The following is a 16,932-nucleotide window of genomic DNA, read 5'->3' as shown; positions in this document are numbered from 1 at the left end:
GATGCTGCCAATCGGAAGCGGTCTCCGGCGCCGATCGGAGCCGGACGGTTCACGTGTCCGGCTCGCGCACCCGGCCTGCGCGCCCGCCCCGTGTGCCCGAGTCGCGCGCCCGAATCGCGCTGCCCGCTGGAGCCGTGCTCGCAGCGGCTACGGCTCGGCGACCAATGGCGAACCCAGCCGCCCGGTCCAGCGCTCGCGTCCCGGCGACGCGGCTCGGTCCCGAGCACTCGCCCGGGCAACCGAAACGCCCGGTCCGTCGCACTCGACGGACCGGGCGTGAGTTCCGATGCGGGAACCGGACTTCCTACTTGTGCCGTCCGTGCAGCAGCGGCACGATCTTGCGCAGCAGCTTCATGGTCGAGTCGGTCCGCGAGTACGACAGCAGCGCCATACCCGGAATCGTGAAGCGCTGCACCGCGATCGAGTGCGGGCTGGTGAACTCCAGCAGACCCGGCGCGCCGTGGATGCGGCCGATGCCGGAATCGCCGCTGCCGCCGAAGGGCAGGCCGGAGATGGCGGCGAAGGCGAGCACCGAGTTGACCGAGGTGGCGCCGGCCTTGAGGCGGCGGGCGATCTCCAGGCCGTTCTTCTTCGAGTACACCGAGGAGCCGAGGCTGAAGCTGCTGTCGTTGGCCAGCTTCACGGCCTCGTCGACGCCGCTGACGGTGCGGATGGTGACGGTCGGCCCGAAGGTCTCCTCGCACACCGCGGCCGAGGACTCGTCCGCGTCCACGATGATGACCGGCTCGATGTAGGGGCCCTTGATCGAGTCGACGCCGCCGAGCACGGCCTTGCCGCCGTTCTTGAGCGCGTCCTCGATGTGGCGGCGCACGATGTCGATCTGGCTGGGCATGGTCATCGGGCCGTACGAGGCGCCCGCCTCCGAACCCGGCTTGATGTCGGTCAGGATGCGCTTGACCTCGGCGATGAAGTCGTCGGCCACCGACTTGTCCACGTACACCCGCTCGACGCCGGCGCAGGTCTGGCCGCTGTTGGCGGTCGCGCCCCAGGCCACGGCGTCGGCGGCGGCCTTGATGTCGGCGTCGGCGGCCACGATGACCGCGTCCTTGCCGCCGCATTCGAGCAGCACGGGGGTGAGGGTGTCCGAGGCCGAGGCCATGATCTTCTTACCGGTCGCGGCGGACCCGGTGAACGCGAGCTTGTCCACGCCCGAGCGCACCAGCGCCGCGCCCGTGGCGCCGAAGCCGTTGATGGTGGTGAACACCCCGTCCGGCAGTCCCGGGTTCGCCTCGGCGAAGCACTTGGCGACGAAATTGCCGATGCCCGTGGAGAATTCGCTGGGCTTGAACACCACGGTGTTGCCGGCGGCCAGCGCGTAGGCGATGGAGCCGTTCGGGGTGTAGACCGGGTAGTTCCAGGGCCCGATGATGCCGACGACGCCGAGCGGCCGCTGTTCCAGACTCGCGGAGAAGTTGGCCATGAGCGCGCCGGGGGCGATCTTCTTGGGCTTGAGTACCTTCTCGGCGTTCGAGGCCGCCCACTTGATGTGCTCGAGGGCGAGCATGAGCTCGAGGAAGGCGTCGTCGACGGGCTTGCCGTTCTCGGCGTGGATGAGCGCGCAGAGTTCGTCGGACTTGGCGACGAGCTGTGAGCTCCAGCGCAGCAGGTGCTTCTTGCGCTCGCCGAAGGTGAGCGCGCCCCAGGTGAGGGCGGCGGTGCGGGCCTTGGCGACGGCCGCGCGCACGGCGTCCTCGTCAGCGACCGGGTAGGTGGCGAGCACGTCGCCGGTGGCGGGATTGACGGAGGTGAGCGTGGCGTCTCGATCGATCGAGGCGGCGGTGTCGGTAGCAGACATGTGTGGCGACGTCCCTTTACGAGAGTGTGATGCGACGAACGTCTCATACCTCCGAACTGAAGTCAATCGCCATCACATGATTGTGTCGCCCGGCGGTGGCACGATGAACGTATGTGTGGAAGGTATGCGACAACCACGAATCCCGCCACGCTGGCCGTTGAACTCGACGCGCTGGACGAGACCGGGGACACCGGCTTCAGCCCGAACTACAACGTGGCGCCGACGAATCAGGTGCTCACGGTCGTGCAGCGGCACGATCGCGAGCATCTCGAGGACCCGGCCACCCTGCGCGTGCGCGCCATGCGCTGGGGTCTGATCCCGCCCTGGACCAAGACCGCCGAACCCGGCGTGCCGGTCAAGGGCAAACCGCTGTTCAACGCCCGCGCCGACAAGGCCGCCACCACGGCGTCCTTCCGCGACGCGGTCAAGAAACGCCGCTGCCTGGTCCCCATGGACGGCTGGTACGAGTGGGTCACCGAACCCGCCAGCACCGGCAAGGCCGTCAAACACCCCTTCTTCATGTCCGAGGCCGAGGGCGGCCGCCTGTACATGGCCGGGCTCTGGTCGGTGTGGCGCGATCGCGATCAGGGCGACGCCGCGCAGACCCTGCTGTCCTGCACGATTCTGACCACCGACGCGGTCGGCGAGCTGACCAAGGTGCACGACCGCATGCCGCTGCCCATGCCCCGCGAGCACTGGAACGCCTGGCTCGATCCGGATCACCCCGCCCCCGAGGAACTCCTGGAAACCCCCGCCGCCGCGGCGGTGTCGAACATTCTCATCCGCCCGGTCCCGATGCTGGTGAACAGCGTCAAGAACAACGGCCCGGAGCTGCTGAGCGAGGTGGACGAACAGGCCGGGCAGCAGATCAGCCTGATCTGAGCCCGGCCCGCGCGTCATCCGGCAACCGGTAGTGCCTACCGGTGCGTCAGATCGAGCACTTCACCGTCGGCAGCGCGAAGTTCAAGCCGCACTTCACCAATCCGGCGACCGTGTCGATCACCTTGTTCGCCACGCCGCCGCCCAGGCTCTCGGCCTTCTCGGTGTTCTTGTCCTTGGGCTGCTGCTGTTGCTGCCCCGGCGTGCCGGGGTTGGGGTAACTCGGATTCTGCACCTGCACCACGCCGGGTGCGGCGGTCGCGGTCGCGACGGTCACCGCGCCCGAGCCCACGCTCATGAGCACCACGCCGGAGACAGCGACCACACCTAGGCGAAAGCGCCGCTGGGGAGACATAACCGCATCACATCCTCGGGGTCGGCCGAACCTTACGAGACGGATAACGCACGTAGAGAACAAGTAACGCACACATCCGGCCGCGACCCGTGGAATCGCGACCGGATGTGTGCGTGTCAGGCTGTTACGGGATGATCGAGGCCGCGGCCTCGTCCACCTTCTCCTGCTCCTGCTGTGCCGCCTGGATGCCGCCCGCGGTGCGCAGCGGCACTTCCTTCCAGAAGAGCACCAGGATCAGCGCCAGCAGCGCGACCGCGGCCGCGGCCAGGAACACGGTGTCCATGGCGTTGGCGAAGCCCACCTTGAACGGATGCGCCAGCGTCGGATTCAGCTGCTGGATCACCGAACTGTCGTCGAGCACCTTGGCTGCGGCCTCGGGATTCTGCGTCGCGAGCCCGGTGGCCAGCGCGGCCTCGGCCTCGTTCGAGCTGTGCGTGCCCTGCACGACCGCGGCCTGGAAGGCCGGATCGGTGGCCGCGGAGCGCAGCTCGGTGCTGATGTTGGGCCCGACCTGGGCGAACATGATCGACAGGAACACCGCGACGCCGAGGGTGCCGCCGATCTGCCGGAAGAACGTCGCCGCGGCCGTGGACACGCCCATGTCCTTGGGCGGCAGCGCGTTCTGGATGGCCAGGGTCAGCGGCTGCATGAGATTGCCCAGGCCCAGACCGACGATCAGCATGAACGCCATGGTCACGCCCAGGGCGGTGTCGGCGGTGACGAAGTGCAGCAGGAACAGGCCCAGTACCAGCAACCCCGCGCCCAGCGGCGGGAACACCCGGTAGCGCCCGGTCCGCGAGATGGTCTGACCGGCCACGATCGAGGACGCCATCATGCCGATCACCAACGGCAGCATCTGCATACCCGCCAGCGTCGGACTGGATCCGCGCACCACCTGCAGGTACTGCGGGATCATGGTCATGCCGCCGAACATGGCCGAGCCCACCACGATCGAGATGCCGACGCCGATGGCGAAGGTCGAGTTCTTGAACATGCGCAGCGGAATCAGCGCGGCGTCACCGAGTTTGGCCTCGACCGCGATGAAGCCGAGCAGGCCGAACACGCCCAGGGCGTAGCAGATTATGGAAGCGGTACTGCTCCAACCCCATTCGCGACCCTGTTCGGCCACCACCAGCAGCGGCACCAGGCCGATGGCCATGGTCAGCACGCCGAACCAGTCGACCGCGACCTTGGGCCGCTCGGTCCGGGGCAGCTTGAGCACCCGCGAGACCACCGTCAGCGCGATGATGCCCAGCGGCACGTTCACCAGGAACACCCAGCGCCAGCCCGAGATGCCGAGGATCTCGCTCTGACCGGCGAGGACGCCGCCCAATACCGGACCGGCCACGCTGGAGGTGCCGAAGACCGCGAGGAAGTAGCCCTGGTAGCGGGCGCGCTCGCGCGGCCCGACCATGTCGCCGAGGATGGTCAGCGCCAGCGACATCAGGCCGCCGGCGCCCAGGCCCTGGAACGCGCGGAAGGCCGCGAGCTCGTACATGGACTGGGAGAACGTGCACAGCAGCGAACCGAGCACGAAGATGATGATGGCGGCCAGGTAGAACGGCTTGCGGCCGTACATGTCCGAGAGCTTGCCGTACAGCGGCGTGGACAGGGTCGCGGTGATCAGATACGCGGTGGTGACCCACGCCTGCATCGAATAACCCTGCAGGTCATCGGCGATGGTGCGGATGGAGGTCGACACGATGGTCTGGTCGAGCGCACCCAGCAGCATGCCCAGCAGCAGGCCGCTGAGCACGACCATGATCTGCTTGTGCGTGAACCCGGCCGGTGATGCTTCGTTCTGCGTTGTTGTCGTCACGAATTGCTCTCTGCGGAATCGGTTTTCGGGTGAAGTGTGGCGTCGGCCTTCGGGTAGAGGGCGGCCAGGATGGCGGAGCGGCTGAGTTCGTAGTCGTCGACGAATCGGCTCAGCAGGGTGGCGAAGCTCGAGCGTTCGTCCGGGGTCCAGCCGCTCATGATCAGTTGCAGGGACTCGTTGCGCCGGGCCCGGATCTCGGCGGCGACCGCGCGCCCGGTCTCGGTGACGGCCAGGACGCTCACGCGCCCGTCCGCGTTGTCCGCGCGCCGTTCGAGGAACCCGCGTTTGACCAGGTTCGCCGCCTGCCTGCTGATGGTGGAGGCGTCGGAGAACAGGGCTTCGGCCAGTGCGCCCGAGCGCATGGGCCCGTGGTGGATCAGCTGGAACAGGATGGCGAACGCGGCCGGTTCGACCTCGCCGTTGGTGGCGGCGGCGATCTGCGCGTTGGTGCGATCACGTAGCCGGCCGAGGCGAATGATCTGGTGCGCGACGGTGTCGGCGAGGTCGTCGGTGACGACGCAGCCGGTGGTCGCGGGGTCGGCGGCCATGCCACCTCCTTGTATCCGGAAACTTCTTGCACGGGTCAACTAGTTGCAATACGCAAGTATGTGGAGATAGTTGTCCGAACGCAAGTTTCTTTCCGGGCATTCCCCTCGCACGTGGCGGGGCTCACTCCCGCTGCGAAGGATCGCCGCAGCTCAGCAGGGTTCCGGGGGCGATTCAGCGCACGGCGATATCCGCGGTCACCCCGCCGGTGAGCGCCACCAGATCGGCCGGCGCGAGCTCGATCTCCAGTCCGCGCTTGCCCGCGCTGCACAGCACCCGGTCGAATTCCAGGGCCGATTCGTCGATCACCGTCGGCAGTCGCTTCTTCTGCCCGAGCGGTGAAATGCCGCCCAGCACATAGCCGGTCGTGCGTTCGGCGCGCGTCTTGTCGGCCATGACCGCCTTGCCGCCGCCGAGCGCGGCCGCCGCGGACTTGAGCGAGAGCGAGGTCGGCACCGGCAGCACCGCCACCGCCAGCCCGCTTGCGCCCAGATCGATCACCAGGGTCTTGAAGATCTGCGCGGGCACGAGATCGAGCTGTTCGGCCAGCGCCTCGACCGCCTCGGCGCCGTAGGAGTCGCTGCGCGGGTCGTGGGTGTACGCGTGCACCCGATGCTCGGCGCGCGCCTGCACCAGAACCTTGATCGCCGGGGTCGAAGCAGCTGCCATGCGCTCACCCTAGACAGCCCGGACCTCGGCCCGATAGCGGATTTCATTACCTCGGGAACATGCCGGCCGCAGACCCTGTTGCACGCCATACGCGTATCGCGGAGACATCGTCCGCACGGCGCAGGCACCGGTCAGCCCCGGTCCGCGCCGCCACTGTTCACTTAGGAGGAGTCGGTGACCGTCTTGGTCGAAGACCCGGTGCGGATCGAACTGTTCGACATCCTCACCGACGTCGCGCCCCCCGCCGGGTTCCCGGCTCGTATCCCGCTCGCGGTAGATTCAACTGCTACGGCGATCGAAGGGAATAGCGTGAGCGACGACGACATGGTGGTCGATCGCCCCGATGACGACTCGGAATCAGCCGAGACCATCGACGGCGGCGAGGATCTAGCGGTCGGAAACGACGACGCGGCCGCCGGCGAGGCCGACGAGACCGGTGCGCGCAGCAGTGAGAGCGCCGAGGAACTGGGGCGGCGTTTCGAACGCGACGCGCTGCCCATGCTGGATCAGCTGTACGGCGCCGCGCTGCGCATGACGCGCAACCCGGCCGATGCCGAGGACCTGGTGCAGGAGACCTTCGCCAAGGCGTACCAGGGCTTCCGCTCGTTCCGCGAGGGCACCAACCTGCGCGCCTGGCTGTACCGGATCCTGACCAACACCTACATCAACTCGTACCGGAAGAAGCAGCGCCAGCCCGCGCAGTATCCGACCGACGAGATCACCGACTGGCAGCTCGCCGCCACCGCCGAACACACCTCGCAGGGCCTGCGCTCGGCCGAGATGGAGGCCCTGGAGGCGCTGCCCGACGATGACATCAAGCGCGCCCTGCAGGAACTGCCCGAGGAGTTCCGGATGGCGGTGTACTACGCCGACGTAGAGGGCTTCCCCTACAAGGAAATCGCCGACATCATGGGAACCCCGATCGGAACCGTCATGTCCCGCCTGCACCGCGGTCGCAAGCAGCTCAAGGGGCTGCTGGCCGACGTGGCCCGCGAGCGCGGCTTCAATCGTTCGGGCAATGGCACGCGTCAGGAGGTAACCCAGTGAGCGACGACATGGACATGGACTGCACGTCGGTCCTCGCCGATGTCTGGCTGCTGCTGGACAACGAGTGTGACGAGACGGCGAAAGCGCGTCTGCAGGAACACATCAACCGCTGCTCGCCGTGCATCGAGGCGTACGGGCTGGAAGAGAAGCTCAAGTCGCTGCTGAACCGCAAGTGCGGCGGCGAACGCGCGCCCGAATCCCTGCGTGCGCGCCTGACGATGGAGATCCGCACGACCTTCACGCAGGTCGAGACCAAGATCGAACCGGGCGCCTAGTCACCCCCGGAAAAAGCATGAGCGGCACACTTCCTCGGAAGTCGTGCCGCTCAGTGCATTTGGAGCTATTACCGCAGCTCAGGCGTTCGGACGCTTGCCGTGGTTGGCTGCGTTCTTCTTCCGGCCGCGCTTCTTACGTCCACGCTTACCCATAGGTATTCTCCCTTCTGTTCAGCTCATTCTTTCATGTGTGGTTGGCTGTACCCGCAGCGGATACGGGTCCGCGGAAACGAAGAGGTGTCATGGCCGAGGAAGTGCTCGCGGAGATGGTGTCGACCGTCTACCAGATCGTCGCCGCGGTGGGCGATCAGGTGACCGAAGGTGACACCCTGGTCATCCTGGAGTCGATGAAGATGGAGATTCCGGTCGTGGCCGAGACCGACGGCACCGTGACCTCGATCAACGTGAAGCCCGGCGATGTCATCCAGAAGGACGACCTGATCGCCGTCATCAGCTGAGCTGTATCTTTGGCCTCCGCTCCGCTCCGGCGGGGTTCGCGGCCCCCTTGGCCCGGTTCTTCCCTCCCTCCGCTCCTCCGCTTCGCTCCCCCGCTCCACTCAGTCCAGAACCGGGCGGGCCGCGAACCACGGGGTGAGGTTCTACGGGGGATGGGTGAATCGGGCGGGCCGCGAACTGCGGGGTGAGATTCTGCGGGGGGATGGGTTCGACATGGTGGGGTGCGATGCTCGGCTGATTGCTGTGCGGTTCATTCGATGCTCGCCCACGTGGCCGGTTCGCTCGGTTCCTGTGGGGCACGGTTCCCGGCGTCGTCATGCGAGGATTGCTCTCGTTGTGGGAGCAGAGGAGCGTGGGTGGAATGTCGACACTGAGCGATCTACTGGCCGAGCACACCGATCTACCGGGTGCGGCCGTCGATCATCTGCAGCGAGTGGTGGGGGACTGGCAGCTGCTGGCCGACCTGTCGTTCGCCGACCTGCACCTGTGGGTCGGGACGGGGCCGATCACCGACGGCGCGGACGTCGTATGCGTCGCGCAGTGCCGGCCGACCACCGCGCCCACCGTGCACCCGGAGGACCTGGTCGGATCGCTGGCCAGTAAAGAGGCCTTCGCACAGATCTTTCAGGCGCTGCTCACCGGTGAGATCGATCGCGTCGACTCCGACGGCGAGGTCGCGGGGGTCTATCACCCGCATCCGGTGGCCGCGATTCGCGAGGCCATTCCGGTGCGCGTCGGCGACGACGTGATCGCCATCCTCGGCCGCGACACCGACGTGCAACGCCGAAAGATGCGTTCCAGCTTGGAGATCGCGTACATGTCCTGCGCCGACGACCTGTGCCAGATGGTCGCGGACGGCACGTTCCCGGCGCTGGAGGATCGCACGGGTTCGCACTCGAGCCCGCGCGCCGGTGACGGTTTCATCCGCCTCGACACCGACGGCATAGTCGACTACGCCAGCCCCAACGCCCTTTCGGCCTACCACCGCATGGGATTACAGAACGACCTGGTCGGCCAGGATCTGGCGCTGACCACCCGCTCGCTCATCACCGACCCCTTCGACGCGCAGGAGGTGGTCGGCGACATCCAGGCCGCGCTCGCCGGAAAAGCCGGGCGCAGAATGGAAGTCGAGGCGCGCGGCGCCACGGTCCTGCTGCGCACGCTGGTGCTGCGCCCGCACGCCGAACTCGCCGGCGCGGCCGTGCTGGTCCGCGATGTGACCGAGGTCAAGCGCCGCGACCGCGCGCTGCTGTCCAAGGACGCCACGATTCGTGAGATCCACCATCGCGTGAAGAACAATCTGCAGACCGTGGCCGCGCTGCTGCGCCTGCAGGCCCGCCGCACCGAGAACGAGGAGGCGCGCCTCGCGCTGACCGAGTCGGTGCGCCGGGTGACCTCGATCGCCTCGGTGCACGAAATGCTGTCCATGTCGGTTGACGAGGAAGTCGATCTGGACGAGGTGGTGGACCGCCTGCTGCCGATCATGGCCGACGTGGCGACCGTGCACACCGCGCGCATCAAGGTGCGCCGGGCGGGATCGCTGGGCGTGTTCTCCGCCGAGCGGGCGACGCCGCTGGTCATGGTGCTCACCGAGCTGGTGCAGAACGCCATCGAGCACGCCTTCGATTCGGGCGAGAACGGTACGGTCACCATCCGTTCCGAGCGTTCGGCGCGCTGGCTGGACGTCATCATCAGCGACGACGGGCGCGGGCTGCCGGACGGTTTCAGCCTGGAGGCGTCGGACCGTCTGGGCCTGCAAATCGTCCGCACTCTGGTGACGGCCGAACTCGGCGGTTCGATCGGCCTGCACCCCGGCGCGGACATCGGCACCGACGCGGTGCTGCGGGTACCGCTCGGCCGGCGTTCGGCGCGCTGATCCACCCGAAACGGACGCCGACAAAACCGAACAGGCGCACCATTCCTGAGATAAACCTGTGAGGGTCTCGCCACATTCGTGGCGGGGCCCTCTCGCCATTCTTGGATAAGCGATTCCATTGACCGGGAATTGTTCTTGTGTACAACAATCGCGGGCGCACTTGTTTGCGGCCCGATCGTTATCGGGTGTGCGAACCGGGTCTCTTACACACTGAAGCCCGGCACCTGTGGTGGTGCCGGGCCGAATTGCGTTTTGGCCGTAGGGCTGGGCCAAAACGCCAGGTTGTCGTCTTGTCGGTCGAGTACCGGCTAGACGACGCTGCGGGTGCGGGTGCGCGCGTTGCGACGCTTGAGAGCGCGACGCTCGTCCTCGCTCATCCCACCCCATACACCGGCGTCCTGCCCGGACTTCAGGGCCCAGGACAGGCAATCGGCGGTGACAGGGCAGCGAGCGCAGACCAGCTTGGCATCGGCAATCTGCGCGAGCGCAGGACCACTGTTACCCACCGGGAAAAACAGTTCGGGATCCTCGTCGCGACAGATGGCCTTGTGGCGCCAGTCCATTCCTCTGCTCCTTTGCTAGGGCATGCACATGGCTGTGCCCCTCGGGGTTTGTGGTCCGTTCACTTGTGCGACTCGAATGTTTCCGCACGGTTGCTTGTGAATGCTTTCACGAACACCGTAGATGTCAATAGATACTTGGTGCACCGTGGGGAAGCTCACGCTGTAAGGCCCCTACAAGACGGGCCTGCCGGATCATTTGTACTCGGTCTAGCGGGTTTTCGCAGCACAACCGCAAGGTTTCTCAGGCGGGTCCAGCCGACTAGGGCTTCGGCGCGACCACATCGAGGATATCCGGCACGGCTGTGAAATTCACCATGTTGCGCCGACCAATGAAGTCGCCATCGATTTGCAACCCGATGGGTTCGTCGACCTCGACGCGCACGCCCGGCACGTCGTCCGCCCGGAACAAATTGTGTCCCTTGGGATTTCCATTGCTCGCCAGCAACTCTCTGGCGATCAACAGTGTAGGCAAGACTCCCATGGTTCGCATGGCAAACACTCCGAGACCCGACTCGAAGGAGGTGCCCGGGTTCGTCACCACGGGCGTGCTGTCGAGGTATGTCCAGGGACTGGTGTTGGTCACGAAGGCGTAGTGCACCTCCGTGACCGGTTCGTGACCTGGAATGACCAGGCGGACACGGGGATCGCGGCGCTGGGCGCGGAAGAACTGCTTGACCGTGGTGCGCAGGTACCGGGCCGGGGTGGCGGCTTTGCCGTTGGCGCGCTTGGCATCGATGGCCTCGCACACATCCGCGTCCAGGCCGACGCCGGCGCTGAAGGCGAACCAGCGATCGTCTGCGACGCCCAGTCCGATGCGGCGGTCGGTGTCCAGTGCGAGCAGATCGATGAGCTGGTTCGTGGCGGTCACCGGATCGGGTTCGATGCCCAGCGAGCGCGCGAACACATTGGCCGACCCGCCGGGGATGACGCCGAGCCGCGGCAGCCACTCGCGCGGGGTCTGGCCGGGCAGCGGCAGGAAGCCGTTGATTGTCTCGTTCACGGTGCCGTCGCCGCCGTGCACGACGATCAGGTCCATCCGGTTGTCGGCCGCCCAGCGCGCGAGTTCGGCGGCGTGACCACGGTGTTCGGTGTGTGCGACGGTGAGCTGGGTGCGAGATTCCAGCGCGTGAGCGAGCAGATCGCGAGTTGCCGGGGTCGTCGAGGTGGCATTGGGATTCACGATCAGCAGCGTCCGCACGGCGTCCATCTTGCCCGTTGCCCCGCTCGGCCCGACCCGCAACCCGGTGTTTGTCCGCTGCGATCGACCCCAACCTCGTGGTTCGCGGCCCGCCCGGTTCTGGACTGAGTGGAGCGGGGGAGCGAAGCGGAGGAGCGGAGGGAGGGAAGAACCGGGTCACGAGGGCCGCGAACAGCCCGGAGCGCAGCGTAGGGCAATCAAGCAGAGCCGTAGGCTGGGTGCCGTGGCTGAGCAGAACGGTGGAGACGCGCACGTCTCGGTGGTGCCCGGGACGATGCGGGCGGCCGGTGCGCTGGTGACCGTGCAGGGTGCGGTGGGCGTGATCGTGGCGCTGGTGCTGATCCTGCGCGCGGCGACCGGCGCGGACCAGCACGTGGTGAACGGGTACGCGACCGCCGCGTGGTTGATCATCCTCGCGGGCGCGGTGCTGGCCGCGGGCCTGGGACTGCTGCGCGGACAGCGCTGGGGGCGGTCGATAGCGGTGATCGCGCAGCTACTGCTGCTGCCGCCGGCCTGGTACATGCTGACCTCGCATCAGCCGGGGTACGGCATCCCGCTGGGCATTTCCGCGATCGTGGCCCTGGGGCTGTTGATGGCGCCGGCCTCGAGTCAGTGGATGGCCGCCGGTTACGACACCTCGGACTAGTCTCCGGGTCGAAACTGTGGTTGCCGATGGGTAACCACTCTCGCGGGGTCCGTAAACCCGGCTGAATGCGCCGGACAGCGGTTTTGGTCAGTCGTCCATATGGTTGCGGCTGGTCGGCCGGTTTCGATCCGCTGTGGCGATCTCCGAGCTAACTCGAGACGGCCGATTCGGCCCCGTTATTCCACTTGACCGCGGACCGAACCTGTGGATCACCTCGGACCCGGGCCGCGGCCGAAATCGCGCTGTCGCTCGCGGGCCGAGTCCCCTCACCGCCGTCGGCCCGGTCACTCCGCCGCGTGCTCGGCCAGCCGGGTCAGGGCCGGACCGGCCAGCCGGTACCCCTGCCACTCGCTCTGCAGATCCGCGCCGATCGCCTCGTAGAAGTCGATCGACGGCTTGTTCCACTCCAGCACCGACCACGCCACCCGGCTGTAACCCCGGTCCACGGCCTCGCGGGCCAGCGCGGCCAGCAGGTCGCGGCCCAGGCCCAGACCGCGGGTCTCCGGTTTGACGTACAGATCCTCCAGGTAGATCCCGTGGACGCCGTCCCAGGTGGAGAAGTTCAGGAACCAGATGGCGCAGCCGACCACGCCGGTCTCGCCCGGGCCTTCGGCGACGTGGGCGAACACGGCGGGGGAGGGGCCGAACAGCGCGAGTTCGAGCTGCTCCGCGGTGAGCGTGCACTCCTGGCGCGCCTTCTCGTACTCGGCGAGGTCGTAGACGAGTCCCACCAGGGCCGGGATGTCGGCGGGTGTGGCACGGCGGATCATGGCTGCCCCTTTCAGCGGTAGGGAGTCAGGTTGTGCGCGAGGATCGTTCGCGCGTGATAGTCGTGCCCGAGGACGGTGATCGCCGCCGTGGACAGGAAGAATCTGCGGCCTTCGATCACCCCGAACTCGGCCCAGCGGGCGATCAGCACGCGGGAGAAGTGACCGTGCCCGACCAGAACCACGTCGCGCGCGGCCAATTCGGGCAGCACCGAGTCCAGGACGCGGTCCGCGCGGCGGCCGACCTCCGCGGCGGTCTCGCCCTCGGGGACGGGGGTGGTCCACACGGTCCAGTCCGGCACGGTGCGCTGGATCTCCACCGTGGTCAGGCCCTCGTACGCGCCGTAATCCCACTCGGCCAGGTCGTCGTCGATGCGCACATCGGTGAGGCCGGCCAATTCGGCTGTGCGCGTGGCGCGTTGGCGCGGGCTGCTGAGCACCAGCGGGTCGCGCAGGCGCAGGTCGTCGAGGAGTTTGCCCGCCGCCAGCGCCTGTTGCTCACCGGTCGGTGTCAGCGGAATGTCGGTGCGACCGGTGTGCCGGCGCGCGGCCGACCACTCGGTTTCGCCGTGTCGCAGCAGTATCAATCGAAAATCGTGCGCTGACATGAACTCGATCATGCCGGATGGCGCGCGCCCGCCCGCTTAGCCGGGAGGGGGGTGTTCGCCACACCCGTCCGGCGATGGCGGGCGCGCCCGGCCGGATCAGCTCGCGGCCAGGGCGAACAGGGTGTCGCCGCGGCGTTCGAGCACGGTCGGGCCGATGGCCATCAGGGAGATCGGCTCGTCGTGGTAGTCGCTGCGCTGCACCGAGATTCGCTGTGTCTGCGCGCCGGTGACGGGGTCCAGGGCGGCCAGGCCGTCGCGGACCGGGACCAGCAGCTTGCCCGAGAGCAGCGTGGGGGTGCCCAGGACCTGGGGAATGCCCCAGAGCGGCTCCAGCGTCGAGCCGTTGAGGGCGACCAGGTTCTCGCCGGTGAACACGAAGTAGTTGGCGCCCACCCGCGATACGAAGGCGTCCGCGGCCAGCGGGGCCGAAAGCTGATGGGTGGCAACGAGATTGCCGGAGACGTCGTAGATCGCCAATTGCGGTGCGGTGGACTCTGTTCCGGGCAGGTAGACCGCGACCCGGCTGTCGGACACCGCGATCGCGCGGGCGCCGCCGACCGCCGCACCGGGCTCGGTGAGGATGTGCGAGCTGTGTTCCTCGGGGGTGGTGCTGTCCTTGGGCGCGGGATTGAGCACGGTGAGCCGGTCCGAGGTCTCCCGGGGGCAGCGTTCGAGGACCGCCAGCCGGCTCGACGCCGAGGCGGCGGACAGTAGCGTGCAGCCCTGCCGGGGCTGGGTGCGCGGGTTCACCGGCGCGTCCACGTACCCGTATTCCAGGGTGCGCACCAGGTCCGAGCGCCACATCTCCAGCCGGTTCGCGCCCAGCGCCAGGGTGTAGGTGCCGTCGACCGAGAGCTGCACCTGATCGTCCATGTAGCTGGAGCGCGCGGTCAGCCGCGCGCCGGTGTCGGCGTTGAGCAGCGTGGTCTCCGAGCAGCCGCGGTCGTCGCGATAGGTGGCGATCACGGTCCCGAACTGGGATTCGACCGCGCACAACGGCAGATCCCGCTGATACTTCCAGACCTGTTCCCCCGTAGCGGGATTGCGCCCGAGCACGGTGTCCCCGTCGCCGGTGACCGCGACCCCGCCGACCGCGATGGCCCGCTCGGCCGCGCCGTCCGCGGCCTGCCACACCTCGCGCATGGCCGCGGGCAGTTTCTCCGGCGTGGGCGGGGCGGACAACGTCTGATCCGCCACCACCGACTCGGTGGCGCGAGCGTCGCTGTTCCACCACACCACGCCCGCCGCGATCGCCACCAGGGCCGCGATCGCGACAGCGGTCAGAATATCGGCGCGCGTTCGCCGCTCAGGTGCGAGCACGACAGCGAGACTATCCGATCCCCCGGGCGGCATCGATCGCGTGCCGGATCGCGCCGCCGCGCGGATCCGCGGGAAGCCCGTGCGCGCGGCCCGCGTCGGAGGGATCGGGCGTCGGCGGTCAGGGGAATCGGTCGCCTCGGTCCCGTGGAGCGGCGGGCGGCTCGGCGGGACGGACCAGGCCGTGCCGATGCGCGTACACGACCGCGTGAATGCGGTCCCGAACTCCCAGTTTGGCCAGGATCCGCGAGACGTGGGTCTTGACGGTCTCCTCGCCGACGCCGAGGTCGGCCGCGATCTCGGCGTTGCTGCGCGCGTCCGCCAGCAGGAACAGCACCTCGCGCTCGCGCGCGGTGAGTCCGGCCAGTTCGGGCGGTTGCGCCGGCGGGGTCAGGTCCCGTACGAGGCGCGCGGCCAGCCGCCGGGTCATGGACGGGTCGATGACGGCGTCGCCGCGCATCGCGACGCGGATCGCCGCGACCAGTTCTTCGGGCGCAAGGCTTTTCAGTAGGAAGCCGCTGGCCCCGGCGGTGAGGGCGCGGTGCAGGCCCTCCTCGCTGTCGTAGGTCGTCAGCACCAGCACGCGGGTGCCGCCCGCGGCGACGATGGCCTCGGTCGCGGCGAGGCCGTCGAGTTTGGGCATGCGCACGTCCAGGATCGCCACGTCCGGGCGCAGGCGGGCGGCGGCCTCGATCGCGGCGCGGCCGTCACCCACCTCGGCGACGCATTCCAGATCCGGGTGCGCGTCCACCACCGCGCGCAGGCCGGAGCGGAACATGGTGTGATCGTCGGCGATCAGGACGCGAATGCTCATGCCGCTCCGATCGGGACCGACACCCTGATCTCCCAGTGCTCGCCGGTGGCGTCCAGGCCGGAATCGACCGTGCCACCGAACAATTCGACCCGGCGGCGCATGCCGTCCAGCCCGCGCCGTGGGTGCTCGCCCGGGCCGGGTGAGCCCTGATCCGGCCTCGCGCCGGTGTTCGGCGGCGGCGGAACGGGATTCCTCTCGCGCAGCTCCACCCGGGTCGGGTGGTAGTGGATCTCCAGCTCCGCCGGGTCCCGGCCGTGCCGCAGCGCGTTGGTGAGCATCTCCTGGACCACGCGATAGAGCATGACGTCCAGCGACTGCGGCAGCACCGGCGGCTCGCCGGTGATCCGCAGTCGCACGGTCGAACCCGCCGCCCGGACGCGCTCCAGCAGTTCGCCGATGTCGACCAGCCCGGGCCGGCGCTGCCCGTCGTCGCGGCCGTGCAGCAGATCCAGCTGGCGGCGCAGGTCGACCATGGCCGCGCGGGAGCTGGTCTCGACCGCGGACAGTGACCGCACCGCCGCGGCGTCGTCGGTGTGGGACAGGGCTATTCGCGCGGCCCCGGCGTGCATGCCGATGGCGCTGACGTGGTGGGTGATCACATCGTGCAGATCGCGGGCGATGGCGGCGCGCTCGTCGACCAGTGCGCGGTCGAGTGCGGCCAGTTGGTCGCGCTGCCGAAGTCGTTCGCGCTGTTCGAGTTCGGCGATGTACGCGCCGCGCGCGGTGGTGTACCGGCCCACCAGCCACGGCACCACGCCGCCCGCCGCGGCCAGCGGGAACAGGCGCCAGTCACGCGCGAGGATCCCGCCCGCCAGCAGGTTCGTCACCGCCGCGGCCGCGGCGAGCAGCGCCACCGTGCCCACCGAGGTGAACCCGCTCAGCCAGGCTCCGGCGCGATAGCCCGCCACCAGGAAGCCGACGTCGGGCACCCGCGCGGGCAGGTCGTGGTGGTTCGCGAACACGGCTATCGCGACCTGGAGCGCGGCCTGCACGATCGCCACCGTCACCACGGCCCGGGTGGCGGGCGCGGCGGCCAGCGCGAGGTCCGCCGCGATCACCGCGGCGGCCAGCGTCCAGGCGAGCGCGGGCGCGGCGCCGAACGCGCCGCACAACCCCAGCTGCGCGGTGTCGACCACCGCGGCCACGATCGCGACCACCAGCGACTGCCGGGTCAGTGACCTGGTCACATCCACGTCGGTCCCGTCCTTTCCCCGGCGGTCGTGTCGAGCGGACGCTACTCCCGGCCGCGGTGGTCCCCCGTGCGGGGGATGCGCAATCCCC

General features: G+C 68.5%; 19 protein-coding genes. 6 read left to right on the top strand and 13 right to left on the bottom strand.

Going from position 1 to position 16,932, the window contains the following annotated elements:
- Positions 1–304: 304 nt before the first annotated feature.
- On the bottom strand, positions 305–1,816 hold the full coding sequence (locus tag ACFVBH_RS14440; protein ID WP_379002036.1) for an aldehyde dehydrogenase family protein: 1,512 nt from the start codon (positions 1,814–1,816) through the stop codon (positions 305–307).
- Positions 1,817–1,927: 111 nt separating this feature from the next.
- Here ACFVBH_RS14440 and ACFVBH_RS14435 point away from each other — a divergent pair, with 111 nt between their 5' ends.
- Complete coding sequence (locus ACFVBH_RS14435) at positions 1,928–2,698, top strand: SOS response-associated peptidase (RefSeq protein WP_379002035.1); 771 nt, start codon at positions 1,928–1,930, stop codon at positions 2,696–2,698.
- A gap of 46 nt (positions 2,699–2,744) precedes the next feature.
- On the opposite strand, the gene ACFVBH_RS14430 is transcribed toward ACFVBH_RS14435, so the two are convergent.
- From ACFVBH_RS14430 to ybaK, 4 genes are all read right to left on the bottom strand, one after another.
- Positions 2,745–3,050 (bottom strand): hypothetical protein, encoded by a 306-nt coding sequence (locus ACFVBH_RS14430; RefSeq protein ID WP_354987365.1) that lies wholly within the window; start codon positions 3,048–3,050, stop codon positions 2,745–2,747.
- A 124-nt stretch (positions 3,051–3,174) separates the two neighbouring features.
- On the bottom strand, positions 3,175–4,869 hold the full coding sequence (locus ACFVBH_RS14425; RefSeq protein WP_354987366.1) for an MDR family MFS transporter: 1,695 nt from the start codon (positions 4,867–4,869) through the stop codon (positions 3,175–3,177).
- Complete coding sequence (locus ACFVBH_RS14420) at positions 4,866–5,417, bottom strand: MarR family transcriptional regulator (protein WP_354987367.1); 552 nt, start codon at positions 5,415–5,417, stop codon at positions 4,866–4,868. Before ACFVBH_RS14420 ends, ACFVBH_RS14425 begins: the two co-directional genes overlap by 4 nt.
- A gap of 172 nt (positions 5,418–5,589) precedes the next feature.
- Positions 5,590–6,084: a Cys-tRNA(Pro) deacylase gene (ybaK, locus tag ACFVBH_RS14415; RefSeq protein WP_354987368.1), complete on the bottom strand. Its 495-nt coding sequence runs from the start codon at positions 6,082–6,084 to the stop codon at positions 5,590–5,592.
- A gap of 174 nt (positions 6,085–6,258) precedes the next feature.
- Here ybaK and ACFVBH_RS14410 point away from each other — a divergent pair, with 174 nt between their 5' ends.
- A complete protein-coding gene (locus ACFVBH_RS14410; RefSeq protein ID WP_379002034.1) occupies positions 6,259–7,131 on the top strand; it encodes a sigma-70 family RNA polymerase sigma factor in 873 nt (290 codons plus the stop codon).
- A gap of 8 nt (positions 7,132–7,139) precedes the next feature.
- Complete coding sequence (rsrA, locus tag ACFVBH_RS14405; RefSeq protein ID WP_354987376.1) at positions 7,140–7,406, top strand: mycothiol system anti-sigma-R factor; 267 nt, start codon at positions 7,140–7,142, stop codon at positions 7,404–7,406.
- A gap of 78 nt (positions 7,407–7,484) precedes the next feature.
- On the opposite strand, the gene ACFVBH_RS14400 is transcribed toward rsrA, so the two are convergent.
- Entirely contained in the window at positions 7,485–7,559 is a 75-nt protein-coding gene (locus ACFVBH_RS14400; protein WP_153805149.1) for a 50S ribosomal protein bL37, read from the bottom strand.
- Between the two features lie 89 nt (positions 7,560–7,648).
- Between ACFVBH_RS14400 and ACFVBH_RS14395 the strand changes: the two genes are divergently transcribed.
- Complete coding sequence (locus ACFVBH_RS14395; RefSeq protein ID WP_354987369.1) at positions 7,649–7,864, top strand: biotin/lipoyl-binding carrier protein; 216 nt, start codon at positions 7,649–7,651, stop codon at positions 7,862–7,864.
- A 359-nt stretch (positions 7,865–8,223) separates the two neighbouring features.
- Positions 8,224–9,738, top strand: a complete 1,515-nt coding sequence (locus ACFVBH_RS14390; protein WP_354987635.1) for a histidine kinase N-terminal domain-containing protein — start codon at positions 8,224–8,226, stop codon at positions 9,736–9,738.
- Positions 9,739–10,046: 308 nt separating this feature from the next.
- Here the strand turns inward: ACFVBH_RS14390 and ACFVBH_RS14385 are convergent, their stop codons facing one another.
- Together ACFVBH_RS14385 and ACFVBH_RS14380 are read right to left on the bottom strand one after the other, a co-directional pair.
- Complete coding sequence (locus tag ACFVBH_RS14385; RefSeq protein ID WP_033087439.1) at positions 10,047–10,301, bottom strand: WhiB family transcriptional regulator; 255 nt, start codon at positions 10,299–10,301, stop codon at positions 10,047–10,049.
- A gap of 259 nt (positions 10,302–10,560) precedes the next feature.
- Positions 10,561–11,499 carry a diacylglycerol kinase family protein gene (locus ACFVBH_RS14380; protein WP_354987642.1) on the bottom strand — a complete coding sequence of 313 codons (939 nt, stop codon included), beginning with the start codon at positions 11,497–11,499 and terminating at the stop codon, positions 10,561–10,563.
- Between the two features lie 274 nt (positions 11,500–11,773).
- Between ACFVBH_RS14380 and ACFVBH_RS14375 the strand changes: the two genes are divergently transcribed.
- Positions 11,774–12,145: a hypothetical protein gene (locus tag ACFVBH_RS14375; protein WP_354987641.1), complete on the top strand. Its 372-nt coding sequence runs from the start codon at positions 11,774–11,776 to the stop codon at positions 12,143–12,145.
- A gap of 284 nt (positions 12,146–12,429) precedes the next feature.
- Here ACFVBH_RS14375 and ACFVBH_RS14370 read toward each other — a convergent pair whose 3' ends face one another.
- The 5 genes from ACFVBH_RS14370 to ACFVBH_RS14350 all read right to left on the bottom strand — a co-directional run bounded on the left by ACFVBH_RS14370 (position 12,430) and on the right by ACFVBH_RS14350 (position 16,844).
- Positions 12,430–12,915, bottom strand: coding sequence for a GNAT family N-acetyltransferase (locus tag ACFVBH_RS14370; RefSeq protein WP_354987634.1), 486 nt, complete (start codon positions 12,913–12,915; stop codon positions 12,430–12,432).
- Positions 12,916–12,926: 11 nt separating this feature from the next.
- A complete protein-coding gene (locus tag ACFVBH_RS14365) occupies positions 12,927–13,520 on the bottom strand; it encodes an acid phosphatase (RefSeq protein WP_354987633.1) in 594 nt (197 codons plus the stop codon).
- Positions 13,521–13,616: 96 nt separating this feature from the next.
- Entirely contained in the window at positions 13,617–14,840 is a 1,224-nt protein-coding gene (locus tag ACFVBH_RS14360) for a hypothetical protein (RefSeq protein ID WP_379002033.1), read from the bottom strand.
- Positions 14,841–14,958: 118 nt separating this feature from the next.
- Positions 14,959–15,651, bottom strand: coding sequence for a response regulator (locus ACFVBH_RS14355; protein WP_379002032.1), 693 nt, complete (start codon positions 15,649–15,651; stop codon positions 14,959–14,961).
- Complete coding sequence (locus ACFVBH_RS14350; RefSeq protein ID WP_379002031.1) at positions 15,648–16,844, bottom strand: sensor histidine kinase; 1,197 nt, start codon at positions 16,842–16,844, stop codon at positions 15,648–15,650. The genes ACFVBH_RS14355 and ACFVBH_RS14350 overlap by 4 nt, the downstream gene beginning before the upstream one ends.
- Positions 16,845–16,932 lie beyond the last annotated feature (88 nt).

It is taken from the genome of Nocardia sp. NPDC057668 (assembly GCF_042799795.1).
GTDB lineage: Bacteria > Actinomycetota > Actinomycetes > Mycobacteriales > Mycobacteriaceae > Nocardia.
The sequence above is the reverse complement of the archived record's forward strand: the minus strand, read 5'-3'. Positions and strand labels throughout refer to the sequence as shown.

Coding starts and splice junctions, on each gene's coding strand:
- ACFVBH_RS14365 (WP_354987633.1), bottom strand. CDS start 13,520: ATGTCAGCGCACGATTTTCGATTGATACTGCTGCGACACGGCGAAACC.
- ACFVBH_RS14370 (WP_354987634.1), bottom strand. CDS start 12,915: ATGATCCGCCGTGCCACACCCGCCGACATCCCGGCCCTGGTGGGACTC.
- ACFVBH_RS14435 (WP_379002035.1), top strand. CDS start 1,928: ATGTGTGGAAGGTATGCGACAACCACGAATCCCGCCACGCTGGCCGTT.
- ACFVBH_RS14390 (WP_354987635.1), top strand. CDS start 8,224: ATGTCGACACTGAGCGATCTACTGGCCGAGCACACCGATCTACCGGGT.
- ACFVBH_RS14420 (WP_354987367.1), bottom strand. CDS start 5,417: ATGGCCGCCGACCCCGCGACCACCGGCTGCGTCGTCACCGACGACCTC.
- ACFVBH_RS14440 (WP_379002036.1), bottom strand. CDS start 1,816: ATGTCTGCTACCGACACCGCCGCCTCGATCGATCGAGACGCCACGCTC.
- ACFVBH_RS14355 (WP_379002032.1), bottom strand. CDS start 15,651: ATGAGCATTCGCGTCCTGATCGCCGACGATCACACCATGTTCCGCTCC.
- rsrA (WP_354987376.1), top strand. CDS start 7,140: ATGGACATGGACTGCACGTCGGTCCTCGCCGATGTCTGGCTGCTGCTG.
- ybaK (WP_354987368.1), bottom strand. CDS start 6,084: ATGGCAGCTGCTTCGACCCCGGCGATCAAGGTTCTGGTGCAGGCGCGC.
- ACFVBH_RS14375 (WP_354987641.1), top strand. CDS start 11,774: ATGCGGGCGGCCGGTGCGCTGGTGACCGTGCAGGGTGCGGTGGGCGTG.
- ACFVBH_RS14395 (WP_354987369.1), top strand. CDS start 7,649: ATGGCCGAGGAAGTGCTCGCGGAGATGGTGTCGACCGTCTACCAGATC.
- ACFVBH_RS14430 (WP_354987365.1), bottom strand. CDS start 3,050: ATGTCTCCCCAGCGGCGCTTTCGCCTAGGTGTGGTCGCTGTCTCCGGC.
- ACFVBH_RS14385 (WP_033087439.1), bottom strand. CDS start 10,301: ATGGACTGGCGCCACAAGGCCATCTGTCGCGACGAGGATCCCGAACTG.